General features: G+C 65.4%; 11 protein-coding genes and 2 pseudogenes. 10 read left to right on the top strand and 3 right to left on the bottom strand.

The features are described from left to right. Nucleotides 1–141: 141 nt before the first annotated feature. The 3 genes from C380_RS17285 to C380_RS17275 all read right to left on the bottom strand — a co-directional run bounded on the left by C380_RS17285 (nt 142) and on the right by C380_RS17275 (nt 4264). Nucleotides 142–2181: a DUF3488 and transglutaminase-like domain-containing protein gene (locus C380_RS17285; protein WP_015015125.1), complete on the bottom strand. Its 2040-nt coding sequence runs from the start codon at nt 2179–2181 to the stop codon at nt 142–144. 115 nt (nt 2182–2296) lie between these two features. Next, complete coding sequence (locus tag C380_RS17280) at nt 2297–3340, bottom strand: DUF58 domain-containing protein (RefSeq protein WP_015015124.1); 1044 nt, start codon at nt 3338–3340, stop codon at nt 2297–2299. Between the two features lie 3 nt (nt 3341–3343). Next, nucleotides 3344–4264, bottom strand: a complete 921-nt coding sequence (locus C380_RS17275) for a MoxR family ATPase (RefSeq protein WP_015015123.1) — start codon at nt 4262–4264, stop codon at nt 3344–3346. 53 nt (nt 4265–4317) lie between these two features. Here C380_RS17275 and C380_RS17270 point away from each other — a divergent pair, with 53 nt between their 5' ends. From C380_RS17270 to C380_RS25640, 10 genes and pseudogenes are all read left to right on the top strand, one after another. Continuing rightward, on the top strand, nt 4318–5271 hold the full coding sequence (locus C380_RS17270; RefSeq protein ID WP_015015122.1) for a histone deacetylase family protein: 954 nt from the start codon (nt 4318–4320) through the stop codon (nt 5269–5271). A gap of 114 nt (nt 5272–5385) precedes the next feature. Further along, a complete protein-coding gene (locus C380_RS17265; RefSeq protein ID WP_015015121.1) occupies nt 5386–6171 on the top strand; it encodes an enoyl-CoA hydratase in 786 nt (261 codons plus the stop codon). An 11-nt stretch (nt 6172–6182) separates the two neighbouring features. Next, the gene (locus C380_RS17260; protein ID WP_015015120.1) at nt 6183–7511 is read left to right on the top strand and encodes a mechanosensitive ion channel family protein; all 1329 of its coding nucleotides are present in this window, start codon (nt 6183–6185) and stop codon (nt 7509–7511) included. Between the two features lie 224 nt (nt 7512–7735). Further along, nucleotides 7736–8485, top strand: coding sequence for an electron transfer flavoprotein subunit beta/FixA family protein (locus C380_RS17255; RefSeq protein WP_015015119.1), 750 nt, complete (start codon nt 7736–7738; stop codon nt 8483–8485). After that, nucleotides 8486–9418: an electron transfer flavoprotein subunit alpha/FixB family protein gene (locus C380_RS17250; protein WP_015015118.1), complete on the top strand. Its 933-nt coding sequence runs from the start codon at nt 8486–8488 to the stop codon at nt 9416–9418. It abuts the gene before it with no gap. Between the two features lie 76 nt (nt 9419–9494). Continuing rightward, entirely contained in the window at nt 9495–11285 is a 1791-nt protein-coding gene (locus tag C380_RS17245) for an acyl-CoA dehydrogenase (protein ID WP_015015117.1), read from the top strand. 134 nt (nt 11286–11419) lie between these two features. Then, complete coding sequence (locus C380_RS17240; protein ID WP_015015116.1) at nt 11420–12373, top strand: nitronate monooxygenase family protein; 954 nt, start codon at nt 11420–11422, stop codon at nt 12371–12373. A 284-nt stretch (nt 12374–12657) separates the two neighbouring features. Beyond that, nucleotides 12658–13086 (top strand): annotated as a pseudogene (locus tag C380_RS25650) (ABC transporter substrate-binding protein); the annotation flags it as partial. Beyond that, nucleotides 13076–13444: pseudogene (locus C380_RS25645) on the top strand (ABC transporter substrate-binding protein); the annotation flags it as partial. The pseudogenes C380_RS25650 and C380_RS25645, both read left to right, overlap by 11 nt. A gap of 166 nt (nt 13445–13610) precedes the next feature. Continuing rightward, entirely contained in the window at nt 13611–13790 is a 180-nt protein-coding gene (locus C380_RS25640) for a hypothetical protein (RefSeq protein WP_238544034.1), read from the top strand. The last annotated feature ends 41 nt before the right edge of the window (nt 13791–13831 follow it).

Raw genomic sequence — 13831 nt, 5'->3', positions numbered from 1 at the left:
GTAGAGCCCGGTGCTTTGAAACTGGCGCACCCTGTGACCAGGGATGCCGAGCCAGGGCTGCCCCGCAGCGAGGGCATCGTCCCCCTTCCCGCGCACAGCGCGAGAGAAAGGGGAAACGGCGCAGCCGCTCAGGGGGATGATTCACTGCTTCGGCCAGGCGATGCTGCGGAACTCCCGACGCAAGTCGCCCAGCGCGGCCTCCGGATGGGGGGCGTAGCGCACGCGCTCCAGCCGCAGCAGCCAGTCGGCCACCGCCGCAGCGGGTGCGCCGAATTGTGCCTGCACCCGCTCGGCCATGGCCCGGGGCGGCAAGGTGTCGGGCAATGCCATGCCTGCGCGGGCCAGACGCTGGCGCGCGCGTGCCAGCAGACGCAGCCACGGGTCGTGCTGGCTGCGCTCCCACAGGCTCCATCCCATGCCCCCAAGGGCCGCCACGATGATCAGGATGCCCAGCACCATGGTCAGGTCCTGCCAGCTGGGCGACTCAAAGCCCAGCGACTTGAGCAGGTCCAGCTGGCGGCTCTGGGTGTAGTTGAGCACCCACTGGTTCCAGCTGTTGTTGACGGCCTCCCACACGGCGCGCAGGTTCTGCGCCAGGCCCGGGCTGATGACCGTGCCCATGGCGGTGGCAAAGGCCCCCTGGGGGGCGCGCAGCCGCTGGAAGGCCCCGGTGCGGCCTGGCGACACGGCGCCGGTGGGGTCCACTCGCACCCAGCCCCGGCCGGATAGCCAGACTTCGGCCCAGGCATGGGCGTCGCTCTGGCGCACGGTCCATAGACCGTCCACGGGGTTGCGGTCGCCGCCCTGGTAGCCGGTGACGACGCGGGCCGGGATGTCGAGCGCACGCATCAGCACCACAAAGGCCGATGCGATGTGCTCGCAAAAACCTCTCTTGCGGTCAAACCAGAACTCGTCGGCCGTGTGCTGGCCGTACACGCCGGGCTCCAGCGTGTAGACATATCCGCCCGTGCGCAGGCGGGTCAGGGCGGCATTGACCAGCGCCTCGGTGTTGTCCTGCGCCGGGTTGGGGTTGAGTGCGGGGTCGTTGCGCATTTGCTGGGCCAGCGCCAGCGTGCGGGGGTTGAAGCCGGTGGGCAGCTCGGTGTAGGTACGCAGGGCGGCGTTGGGGGTGCTGGGGCCATGGGCAAACTGCGTGTAGCTTTCGGCCTTGTAGCGCACCACATCCGTCACGGCACGGGTGGTCAGCCACTGCAGGTCCTGCGTCATGAAGGTGTCTATGCCTGCGACGGCGGGTTTGTCCACCGCAGCATCCAGCATCAGCAGCCAGGGGCGCTGGTGAGGCTCCAGCGTGACCTCGTAGCGCACGGGCTGGCCTTGCACGCGCAGATTGGCGACAGTGTTGGCGCGTGCCTGCGAATAATCGCCCGGGCGGGGCGACACCGGGTGCCATTCGACACCGTCGAAGGTGCCGAACACCGGGCCACGGAAGTACAGGTCGCTCTGGGGTGGCGCGGCGCCGTCTGGGGTGTCAAACCGCACGCGCATGGCCACCGTGTCGTCCAGCGCCAGCTCGGCAATGTTGCCGACCTTCATCACGCCCGACAGGCCGCTGCGCCCGCTCATGGTGTCGCTGGGCATGCCCCACAGGGGCGCCATGCGCGGGAACAGCATGAACAGCGCCGCCATGATGGGCGCGCCCAGCAGTGCCATGGTGCCTGCGGTGCGCAGTGCCTGCGACAGCGGAGGGCGCCCCACGGGCATATGGGCGTTGACCAGCGCCGTGAGCAGCCCCAGCAGCGCCACCAGCATGGCAGCGGCCGTGAACAGCGACTGCGAGAAGAAGAAGTTGCTGAGCATCGTGAAGAAGCCCAGGAAGAACACCACCAGCGCATCGCGCCGTGCGCGCAACTCCAGCATCTTGAGCGCCAGCAGCATCACGATCAGCGTCACCCCGGCATCACGGCCCAGGATGGTGCGGTGGGTGTACAGGGTGCCCGCCACCGCGATCACCAGCGGAACGGCCAGCACCCAGCGCGTTGGCAGTGGGCGACCCTTGAAGGCCAGCCAGCCGCGCCACAGCATCAGCCCGGCCGCCAGCAGGCTTGCCCATGCGGGCAACACGTTGACCTGCGGGGCGATGACCCACGCAATCACGACGAGCAAGAACAGCGTGTCGCGCGCGTCGCGCGGCAGTGCGTGGAGCGTTTGGCGCAGGCTCATGGCTGCGCGGCGGGGTGGAGGGCGATAGATTTCATTTTGCTATTTATTTGATAGCTTCTGAGGCAATATGAAAGAGCGCTTGGGGCCGATATGGACTGAAATAAGCGGCAGCGGTTCAGCACAGGGCCAAGGCCTCCAGGCAGCGCCTACAGTGGGCTGCCCCGGTGTCGGGCGCGATCTCGGTGCCGGGCAGGCGCAGGCCATAGTCCAGGCCCAGGCGGTCGGCCTGCAGCACCCAGGCCGTCAGGCGTGACACGCGCGCCTCGTGGTTGGGCAGCGCGGCGTGGGCCAGATCCAGCCACAGCTCATGCCGCTGCGCCTGCTGCGCATCGCGGCTCACCAGGTCGTCGGTGCCGGTGGCCAGCGACTTGGCGGCCTTCTTCCAGACCACCAGTTTGAGCGGGTCGCCCCGCCGGTAGGCCCGCACCCCGTCGAATTCGCCAATGCCCTGCGACGGTGCATTGCCCGTGCCCCCGGCGCGGGGCTCGCCCGGCGGCAAGGGCTGTGGCGGCACCTCGGGCGCGGGGTACACCAGCACCTCGGCAGCGGGGCGCCAGTAGGTCCACACGCGGAAGGTGCCCAGCGGAAACCGCGTCTCGGCCGTCAGCGTGGGCACGCGGTGCAGCCCCCGGCGACCCGGCTGGAAGGCGACCTGCACGCTGGCCTGGCCCTGGGCAGGCACGTCGGTCCAAGCCCAGTGGTGTTCGGCCTTGCCGGTGCCGTGCACCGCCAGGGCAATGCCATAGCGCGGCGACTTGCGATCACTGGACAGCTGGATCTCGAACGCCGTGCTGGTGCCCAGAAAATGCGGCTCGGGCGCCTTCAGGTGCAGCGTCAGCCCGCGCAGGTTGGCGTGGCAGATGTGCATGCCCACCACCGCGCTGCCTGCCAGCAAAAAGGTCAGCAGGTAGCCCAGATTGAGCTGGTAGTTGATGGAGGCCACCAGCAGCACCACGAGCGTGAGCGCCAGCATCCAGCCCGAGCTGGTGGGCAGGATATAGACATTGCGCTGGGTGAGCTGCAGCGTGTCGGACAGCGGCAGGCGTGCCTGCCACCAGCGCTGAAAGCGCCTGCGAAGGCGTGCCACGGGGCTGAGCCGCGCGGCCAGGCCGCGCCAGCCCGTAGGCGTGGTGAGGGAAGGGTGGGCGGCGGATTCCATCGGTCAGGGCAGCGGCACGGCATCGACCATGGCGCGCACCTGCTCGACCGCGCCGCGCCCGGCGTCGCCCACAGGCACCAGGCGGTGGGCAATGGTCTGAGGCAGCACGGCCTGCACGTCGTCCGGCGCCACATAGTCGCGCCCGCTGATGAGCGCCTGGGCCTTGGCGGCACGCAGCAGGGCAATGCCCGCGCGGGGCGACAGGCCCTGCAAGAACCAGCGGCCCGAGCGGGTGGCGGCGATCAGGTCCTGCACATAGTTGAGCAGCGGATCGGCGGTGTGCACGGCCTGCACCTGGCGCTGCAGCTCGGTCAGCTCCTCGGCCGACAGCAAAGGCAGCAGGCTGCTCACCATGTCGCGGCGGTCGTCGCCCGACAGCAGCAGGCGCTCGGCGGCGCGGTCGGGGTAGCCGATGGAGATGCGCATCAAGAAGCGGTCAAGTTGCGACTCGGGCAGTGCAAAGGTGCCCAATTGGTCGTGCGGGTTCTGGGTGGCGATCACGAAGAACGGGTGGGGCAGGGCGCGGGTTTCGCCCTCGACCGAGACCTGCTTTTCTTCCATGGCTTCGAGCAGGGCGCTCTGCGTTTTGGGGCTGGCGCGGTTGATCTCGTCGGCCAGCAGCACCTGGGCAAACACCGGGCCGGGGTGGAACACAAAGGCTTCTTTGCCCCGTTCGTACACCGACACGCCGGTCAGGTCGCTGGGCATCAGGTCGGCAGTGAACTGGACGCGCGAGAACTGCAGCCCGAAGGTGTGGGACAGCGCGTGCGCCAGTGTGGTCTTGCCCACGCCAGGCACGTCTTCGATGAGCAGGTGCCCCCCCGCCAGCAGGCAGGCCACGCAGTCCTGAACCTGGGCCTTTTTGCCCACGATCACCGTGTTAAGCTGATCCAGGAGCGATTTGATCTTGTGCTGTGCATTCATGGCACGACGTTATCCGAAAAACGGCAAAAAATGCGAGACGCGGGGACAAGACTGTGAGCAAGACGGGCTATTTCACCCACCGGGATTGTTGGAAGCACGAGATGGGCCCGGGCCACCCCGAATGCCCCGAGCGGCTGGATGCGATTGAAGACCGTTTGCTGGTCACTGGCGTAGGGGATGCGCTGGAGCGCTACGAGGCGCCCGAAGCCTCACTGGCAGACATCGAACTGGCCCATGGCCGCATGCACATTGCGGCGCTGCGCGGCCTGTCCGACCGGCTGAATGAAGAGCTGATGGCCGGCGGCCCGAGCTACGCGCAGATCGACACCGACACCTCCATCAACGCCCACACCTGGAAGGCGTCCTTGCGCGCCGCCGGGGCCGCGCTGGCCGCCACCGATGCGGTCATGGCGGGCGAGGTCGAAAACGCGTTCTGTTCCGTGCGCCCCCCAGGGCACCATGCCTGCCGCGACAAGGCGATGGGCTTTTGCTTTTTCAACAACGTGGCGGTGGCGGTGAAATATGCGCTGCAGCGCTACAACCTGCAGCGCGTGGCGGTGGTGGACTTTGACGTGCACCATGGCAACGGCACCGAAGACATCCTGGCCAATGACCCGCGCGCGCTGATGGTCAGCATCTTCCAGCACCCGTTCTACCCCTACAGCGGCGACCACGACCCGGCCCCCAACATGGTCAACGTGCCGGTGCCCGCGTACACGCGCGGCATGGACATCCGCGAGATCATCGAGATGATGTGGATGCCCCGGCTGGAGGCCTTCAAGCCCGAGATGATTTTTGTGAGTGCCGGTTTTGACGGCCACCGCGAGGACGACATGGGCCAGCTGGGCCTGACCGAGCAGGACTACACCTGGATCACCCAGCGCGTGAAGGATGTGGCCCGGCGCTACTCCAAGGGGCGCATCGTGTCTTGCCTGGAGGGTGGTTACGTGATGGGGCCGCTGGCGCGCAGCGTCGAGGCGCATCTGCGGGTCCTTGCGGACTTGTAAGCCTCCTCAGCCGGGGCCCACTGGCGCTTTGGCAAGGTCGCCTGCGTGGTGACAATGGCCTGGAAACGAGCCAGCCCCGGCGGTGCCGGTCGTGCAAAACACTGGAGAAGAATGATGACGAATTCCCATGAGCTGCTGCAAATTGCCCGCGACACACGCGGCGTGGTCACCCTGACCCTGAACGACCCCACCCGCTTCAACGCGCTGGGCAGCGAGATGCTCACGGCGCTGCAGCAGGCGCTGGACGACGCGGGCCGCGACGAATCGGTGCGTGTGGTGGTGCTGGCGGCAGCCGGCAAGGCGTTTTGCGCGGGCCACAACCTCAAGGACATGGCGGCCCACCCAGAGCTGGCGTACTACCAGAAGCTGTTTGCGCAGTGCAGCCGGATGATGCTGACGATCCACAAGCTCAGCGTGCCCGTCATCGCACGGGTGCAGGGCATGGCGACGGCTGCGGGGTGCCAGCTGGTGGCGCAGTGTGACCTGGCCGTGGCAGCTGACACGGCCAGCTTTGCCACCAGCGGCATTCACTACGGCCTGTTTTGTGCCACGCCGAGCGTGCCGCTGGTGCGCAACGTGCCCGCCAAGCGGGCGATGGAAATGCTGCTCACCGGTGATTTCATCGATGCGCCCACGGCGCTGGCGCAAGGGCTGGTGAACCGCGTGGTGCCCGCCGACGCGCTGGATGCCGAGGTCGAGCAACTGGTGCAATCCATCCTTCAAAAGCCGCGCGTGGCTGTGGCCATGGGCAAGGCGCTGGTGTACCAGCAGCGCGAGCTGGGTATCGATGCCGCCTACCAGCTGGCGGGCCAGACCATGGCCACCAACATGATGGACGGGGCCGCCCAGGAGGGCGCCCGTGCGTTTGCCGAGAAGCGCCAGCCCGCCTGGAAGCGTTGAGGCACGGCACGATGGACAAGCCGATGCTCGACGACGTGGGCCTATGGGTGCAGGCCTTTCTCAGCCCCATGGTGCTGGTGGAGCTGGCCGTCCTGGCCGTCTGCGTGGGCCTGGCCTGGGGGCTGGTGGCGCTGCTGCAGCGCGGCCTGCGCCAAGGCGATCCGCGCTCCATCCTGTTTGGGGTGCGGATTGTGGACGGCGCGCTGTTCCCGCTGGTGCTGCTGAGTCTGGCCTACATCGCGCGCACCCTGCTGCACCACTGGGTGGCGCTGGCGGCTTTCAAGATTGCGATCCCCGTGCTGGTAGCGCTGGTGGTCATTCGCATTGGCGTGAAGGTGCTGCAGGTGGCCTACCCGGATGCTGCCTGGGTGCGACCCATCGAGCGCTCCATCTCCTGGATGGCGTGGCTGGGCATGGTGCTGTGGGTCACCGGGCTGTTGCCGCTGGTGCTGGACGAGCTGGACCAGATCCACTGGAAGGTGGGCGGGGCGACGCTGTCGGTGCGCACCATCATCGAAGGGGCGGTCACCGCTGCAGCGGTGCTGCTGATCGCCTTGTGGATCTCGGCGGCCATCGAATCGCGCCTGCTGCGCTCGGCCACGGGCGCCGAGCTGTCGCTGCGCAAGGCCGTGAGCAATGCTGTGCGGGCGCTGCTGGTGTTTGTGGGCTTGCTGGTGGCCTTGTCGTCGGTGGGCATCGACCTGACTGCGCTGTCGGTGTTGGGTGGTGCGGTCGGCGTGGGCATTGGCTTTGGCCTGCAGAAGCTCGCGGCCAACTATGTCAGCGGTTTTGTGATCCTGGCTGAGCGCAGCATGCGCATTGGCGACAACGTCAAGCTCGACAACTTCGAGGGGCGCATCACGCAGATCAACGCCCGCTACACCGTCATCCGCTCATCGTCCGGCCGGGAGTCCATCGTGCCCAACGAGATGCTCATTACCCAGCGGGTAGAGAACCTGTCGCTCAGCGACCCCCGGGTGTGGATGTCCACGGTGGTCAGCGTGGCCTACGAGAGCGATGTGGACCAGGTGGCCCAGTTGCTCACCAATGCCGCCCTGGTCAGCCCGCGTGTGCTGCGCGATCCGGCCCCCAGCGCCGCGCTGTCGGCCTTCGGGGCCGATGGACTGGAGTTCACGGTGGGGTTCTGGATTGCGGACCCTGAAAACGGGTCGTTGGGACTGCGTTCGGACATCAACCGGGCCATCCTGAGTGCGCTGCGGGCCCACCAGATCGAAATCCCTTACCCGCAGCGGGTCATGCATGTCCAGGTCGATGGCGCAGTCCCGGCAGCAATGTCGCCTGGCGGGGCGCCCGCGTCAGCACCGGCTTCGGCGGGCTGAGCCGGGACATGCCGAGGTCCCGGTGGGTGGCCGGTAGCGCAGGCGACAGCCCACTCTAGACACTGGCCTTGTGCACTCGCCTATAATTCACAAAAAGCACGATCGTTCTTTTTTGTGATTGTGCAGTCTGTGTGGTGGCTCCGTAGCGCTTTCGCTGCAGTGCGACATAGAATGTTCTAGTTTACGTAAACGTCAATTCAACCAACTCTCTAGGAGCCGCAGCAATGAAGGTCTTGGTCCCTGTCAAGCGCGTGGTGGACTACAACGTGAAGGTCCGCGTGAAGTCGGACAACACGGGTGTGGACATCGCCAACGTGAAGATGAGCATGAACCCCTTTGACGAAATCGCCGTTGAAGAGGCCGTGCGCCTGAAAGAAAAAGGCCTGGTGACCGAAGTCATCGCAGTCTCCTGCGGCGTAGCCCAATGCCAGGAAACCCTGCGCACCGCCATGGCCATTGGCGCCGACCGCGCCATCCTGGTGGAAACCGACGTCGAACTGCAGCCCCTGGCCGTGGCCAAGCTCCTCAAAGCCCTGGTCGACAAAGAACAACCTTCTCTCATCATCCTGGGCAAACAAGCCATCGACGACGACGCCAACCAGACCGGCCAGATGCTGGCGGCCCTGGCCGACCTGCCCCAGGCCACCTTCGCCAGCAAGGTGGAACTGGCTGCCGACAAAGTCAGCGTGACCCGCGAAGTCGACGGCGGCCTGGAAACCCTGGCCCTGACACTGCCCGCCGTCATCACCACCGACCTGCGCCTGAACGAGCCCCGCTACGTCACCTTGCCCAACATCATGAAGGCCAAGAAAAAGCAGCTCGATACCGTCAAGCCCGAAGACCTCGGCGTGGACGTTGCTCCGCGCCTGAAGACCCTGAAGGTGACCGAACCCGCCAAGCGCGGCGCAGGCATCAAGGTGGCCGACGTGGCCGCACTGGTCGAAAAACTCAAGAACGAAGCGAAGGTGATCTAAATGTCGGTACTCGTTATTGCTGAACACGACAACGCGTCCATCAAGGGCGCCACGCTGAACACCGTGACTGCAGCTGCAGCTTGCGGCGGCGACGTGCACGTCCTGGTGGCCGGCCACAACGCCGGAGCAGCCGCACAAGCTGCCGCCAGCATCGCCGGTGTCGCCAAGGTCATCCACGCCGACGCAGCCGGGCTGGAACACGGCCTCGCAGAAAACGTGGCCGCACAAGTCCTGTCCATCGCCTCCAACTACAGCCACATCCTGTTCCCCGCGACTGCCAGCGGCAAGAACGTGGCCCCCCGCGTGGCTGCCAAGCTCGATGTCGCCCAGATCAGCGACATCACCAAGGTGGTGAGCCAAGACACCTTCGAGCGCCCCATCTACGCAGGTAACGCCATTGCCACCGTGCAAAGCAGCGACAGCGTGAAGATCATCACCGTGCGCACCACCGGCTTTGACGCCGCAGCCGCCACTGGTGGCAGCGCACCAGTAGAAACCGCCGCTGCAACGGCCGACGCCGGCAAGAGCAGCTTTGTGGGCAGCGAAATCGCCAAGAGCGACCGCCCCGAGCTGACAGCCGCCAAGATCATCGTCTCCGGTGGTCGGGCCCTGGGCAGCAAGGAAAAGTTCGACGAAGTCATGACGCCCCTGGCCGACAAGCTGGGCGCGGCTCTGGGTGCCAGCCGTGCGGCGGTGGACGCAGGCTACGCCCCCAACGACTGGCAAGTGGGCCAGACGGGCAAGATCGTGGCGCCGCAGCTGTATGTGGCGGCCGGTATCTCGGGTGCGATCCAGCACTTGGCGGGCATGAAGGATTCGAAGGTGATCGTGGCGATCAACAAGGACCCTGAGGCGCCGATCTTCAGCGTGGCCGACTATGGGCTGGAAGCGGATCTGTTCACGGCTGTGCCTGAACTGGTCAAGGCCCTGTAAGAACGCCCCTGTGCACACAAAGGCATCGCTCGCGATGCCTTTTTTTTGACGAATTTTTGCTTTCCCGGAGACACCCATGAGCTACACCGCCCCCGTCAAAGACATGCTGTTCGCCATCGAGCACCTGGCCAACATTGAACAGATCGCGCAGATTCCCGGTTTTGAAGACGCCGGACTCGACACGGCCTCTGCCGTGCTGGAAGAGTGCGCCAAGTTCAATGAGGGGGTGCTGTCGCCGCTCAACTGGGAAGGCGACAAGAACCCGTCGAGCTGGAAAGACGGCGTGGTCACGACCACCCCAGGCTTCAAGGAAGCCTTCCGCCAGTACGCCGACGGCGGCTGGCAAGGCCTGCAGCACCCTGCCGACTTCGGCGGCCAGGGCCTGCCCAAGACGATTGGCGCCGCCTGCATCGAGATGACCAACAGCGCCAACATGAGCTTCGCGCTGTGCCCGCTGCTGACCGATGGCGCCATCGAGGCCCTACTGACAGCAGGCAGCGATGAGCTCAAGGCCACCTATCTGGAGAAACTGGTGACCGGCCAATGGACCGGCACCATGAACCTGACCGAACCCCAGGCGGGCTCGGACCTGGCCCTGGTGCGCACCCGCGCCGAGCCGCAGCCCGATGGCACCTACAAAATCTTCGGCACCAAGATCTTCATCACCTACGGTGAGCACGACATGGCCGAAAACATCGTGCACCTGGTGCTGGCCCGCGTGCAAGGCGCGCCCGAGGGCGTGAAGGGCATCAGCTTGTTCGTAGTGCCCAAGTTCATGGTCAACAAGGATGGCACGCTGGGTGCACGCAACGACGCGCACTGCGTGAGCATCGAGCACAAGCTGGGTATCAAGGCATCGCCCACGGCCGTGCTGCAGTTTGGCGACCACGGCGGTGCCGTGGGCTACCTGGTGGGCGAAGAAAACCGTGGCCTCGAATACATGTTCATCATGATGAACGCGGCCCGCTACGCCGTGGGCATGCAGGGCATTGCGATCTCCGAGCGCGCCTACCAAAAGGCCGTGCAGTACGCCAAAGACCGTGTGCAAAGCCGCCCCGTGGACGGCAGCATTGCCGCCAGCGCGCCCATCATCCACCACCCCGATGTGAAGCGCATGCTGATGACGATGCGCGCCACCGTCGAGGGTTGCCGCGCCATGGCCACCGTGGCGGCAGCGGCGTTTGACGCCGCGCACCACCACCCCGATGCCGACACGCGTAAGCAGAACCAGGCGTTCTATGAATTCATGGTGCCGCTGGTCAAGGGCTACAGCACCGAGACCAGCCTGGAGGTGACCAGCCTGGGCGTGCAGGTGCACGGCGGCATGGGTTTCATTGAAGAAACTGGCGCGGCCCAGTACTACCGCGACGCCAAGATCCTGACCATCTACGAAGGCACTACCGCCATTCAGGCCAACGACCTCGTGGGCCGCAAGACAGCCCGCGATGGCGGCCAGGTGGCCAAGGGCATTGCTGCGCAGATCGAGAAGACCGAGGCCGATCTGCTGGCCAGCGGCACCCCTGCCGCGCTGGCCGTGGCCAAACGCCTCACGGCGGCGCGCAAGGCGCTGCTCGACGTGATCGACTTCGTGGCCGGTGGCACCAAGGCCCAGCCCAACGCCGTGTTTGCAGGTAGCGTGCCTTACCTGATGCTGGCAGGCAATGTGGTGGCAGGCTGGCAGCTGGCTCGCAGCCTGCTGGTGGCGCAAGACCTGTTGCAAAAGGGACAGGACGAAGCCTTCATGCGCGCAAAAATCACCACGGCCCAGTTCTACGCCGACCACATCCTGGTGAAGGCCCCGGGCCTGCGCGACAGCATTGTGGAAGGCGCAGCCAGCGTGACCGAGCTGGCGCTGGAAGCCTTCTGAAGGACTGGCGTGCTGTGAGGAGACAGGCCACCTGCAGGGCAGGGGCCTTGATATAAAAATGATAGCTACGGGCGCATGATTCACCAGCGCGTCCGGTCTATTTCATCCCTATTCTTGTTCTGGAAGTTGTAGCCATGTCCAAACTGCCTCCCGTGTTGCAAAACCTGTCGCTGCCCGTCATCGGGTCGCCGCTGTTCATCATCAGCAACCCCAAGCTCGTGATCGAGCAGTGCAAGGCCGGTGTGGTGGGCTCCATGCCTGCCCTGAACGCCCGCCCCGCAGAGCTGCTGGACGAATGGCTGGCCGAGATCACCGAAACCTTGGCGGCCTACAACAAGGCCAACCCCGACAAGCCTGCCGCGCCCTTCGCCATCAACCAGATCGTGCACAAGAGCAACGACCGCCTGGAGCACGACATGCAGGTCTGCGCCAAGTACAAGGTGCCGATCATCATCACCAGCCTGGGCGCGCGCGAAGATGTGAATCAGGCCGTGCACGCCTGGGGCGGCGTGGTGCTGCACGACATCATCAACAACAAGTTTGCGCACAAGGCCATCGAGAAGGGCGCTGACGGCCTGATCGCCGTGGCGGCCGGTGCGGGTGGCCATGCGGGCACCAAGAGCCCATTTGCGCTGATCCAGGAAATCCGCCAGTGGTTCGACGGCCCGCTGGCGCTCAGCGGCTCTATCGCCAGTGGCGGCGCGGTGCTGGCTGCACAGGCCATGGGGGCGGACTTTGGCTACATCGGCTCGGCCTTCATCGCCACGCATGAGGCACGTGCCAGCGAGGCCTACAAACAGGCCATCGTGGACGGCAACTCGGACGACATCGTCTACAGCAACTTGTTCACGGGTGTGCACGGCAACTACCTGGCACCCTCGATCCGTGCGGCAGGCATGGACCCGGACAACCTCCCCGAGTCCGACCCCAGCAAGATGAACTTTGGCGGCGACGCCAAGAAGGCCTGGAAGGACATCTGGGGCTGCGGCCAGGGCATCGGTGCCATCAACGCTGTGACCAGCACTGCCGAGCTGGTCGCGAAGCTGCGGAGCGAATACGAGGCAGCCCGCGCCCGCCTCAAGCTCTGACGCTCTGCGCTTTGCGTGGGGGGCTGGGGCTTTTTGCCTCCGGCGCCATGCAGTCATCCCCGTACTTCACCTTGACGCCCGTTTCGCCCGCCATGTGTGCGCACACATGGCGGGCGATTGTCTTTGTGAGGGGACTTCCTCCCCTGTTCGTGCGACGGTTTAACCCAGGGGGAAACCCGAGTAGGGAGCACAAGCTCTCTACAGATAATGGTGATGAAAAATAATCAATTAAGGTTGGTGCAGTGTTCGCCGGCCTTGTCACCAAGTTGCGAGGGAGATGCCCGATGTTCCGTGCTTTTGTGTGCCTGATGGCCGTATGCGCCACCACCCTGATTCATGCCCGCAATGAAGGTGTGACGGCTAATGAAATTCGGCTGGGTGCATCGGTGGTGCTGTCGGGGCCGCTGGGGCCGCAGACGGCACAGTACGGAGAGGGCTCGCGATTGCTGTTCGACGCGGTGAACGCGCAGGGCGGGGTGCATGGCCGCATGATCCGTTACACCACGCTCGACGATGCTTTCGACCCGCAAAAGGCCGTCGAGAACACGCGCCAGCTGCTGGAAAACGACAAGGTGTTCATGATCTTTCACAGCACCGGCACGGCGCAAACGGCGGCCATCCTGCCGTTGATCAAGGAGCAGCGCACCCTGTTGTTTGGCCCCGTCACGGGCGCCTCGGTGTTCCGTGAGACGTTCAATCCCTATGTGTTCCATGTGCGTGCGGGTTATGCGAACGAGGCCAGCAAGATCGTGTCGCAACTGCGCCAGCAAGGCAATGACCCGTGTAGCCGTGTTCTTTCAGGACGATGGCCTGGGCAAGACACTGGCGGGCGAGCTCAAGAAAGCGTCGGAAGAGGAGAAGCTGCCCTTCCTGGCCGAGATCAAGGTGGACCCCAAACAGCCCGACTTTGCCGCTGCCGCGCAAGCAACCGAAAAAGCCCAGCCCCAGGCGGTGATCGTGGCCACGGGCGGCACCACCTTCACCAGCTACATCAAGGCCGTGCAGGCCACGGCAGCGCGGCCTGCCTACTACGGGTTCTCGGTGGCCAGCATGGACGTGATCCAGCGCGAACTCAAGGACAAGGCGCGGGGCATCATCCTGGCGCAGATCATGCCTTCCCTGCGCAACACCACCATCCCGGCGGTGGCTCGAATATCTGAGCCTGCTGCGCGCCAAGTCGCCGGGCGCACAACCGTCGGCCTCCCAGTTCGAAGGCTTTGTCCACGCACGCTTGCTGGTGGAAGGGCTGCGTCGCACGGGGCGCAACCTGACCACCGAGTCGTTCTCCAAAACGATGGAAGACGCGGGGGAAATTGCCTTTGGCCGCTTCAACGTGAAGTATTCGCCGCGCAACCACAATGGCTCGACCTACGTCGAGCTGGCCATTGTGGATGCCGAGGGCAGCCTGCGCTATTGACGGCTGTTCGCGCCGATCAGAGGGTTGGATTTGCGGTCGGG

Origin of the sequence: Acidovorax sp. KKS102 (genome assembly GCF_000302535.1) — a bacterium.
Taxonomy (GTDB): Bacteria; Pseudomonadota; Gammaproteobacteria; order Burkholderiales; family Burkholderiaceae_C; genus Acidovorax.
Note: the sequence above shows the minus strand (reverse complement) of the source record. Positions and strands in the feature narration are given on the sequence as shown.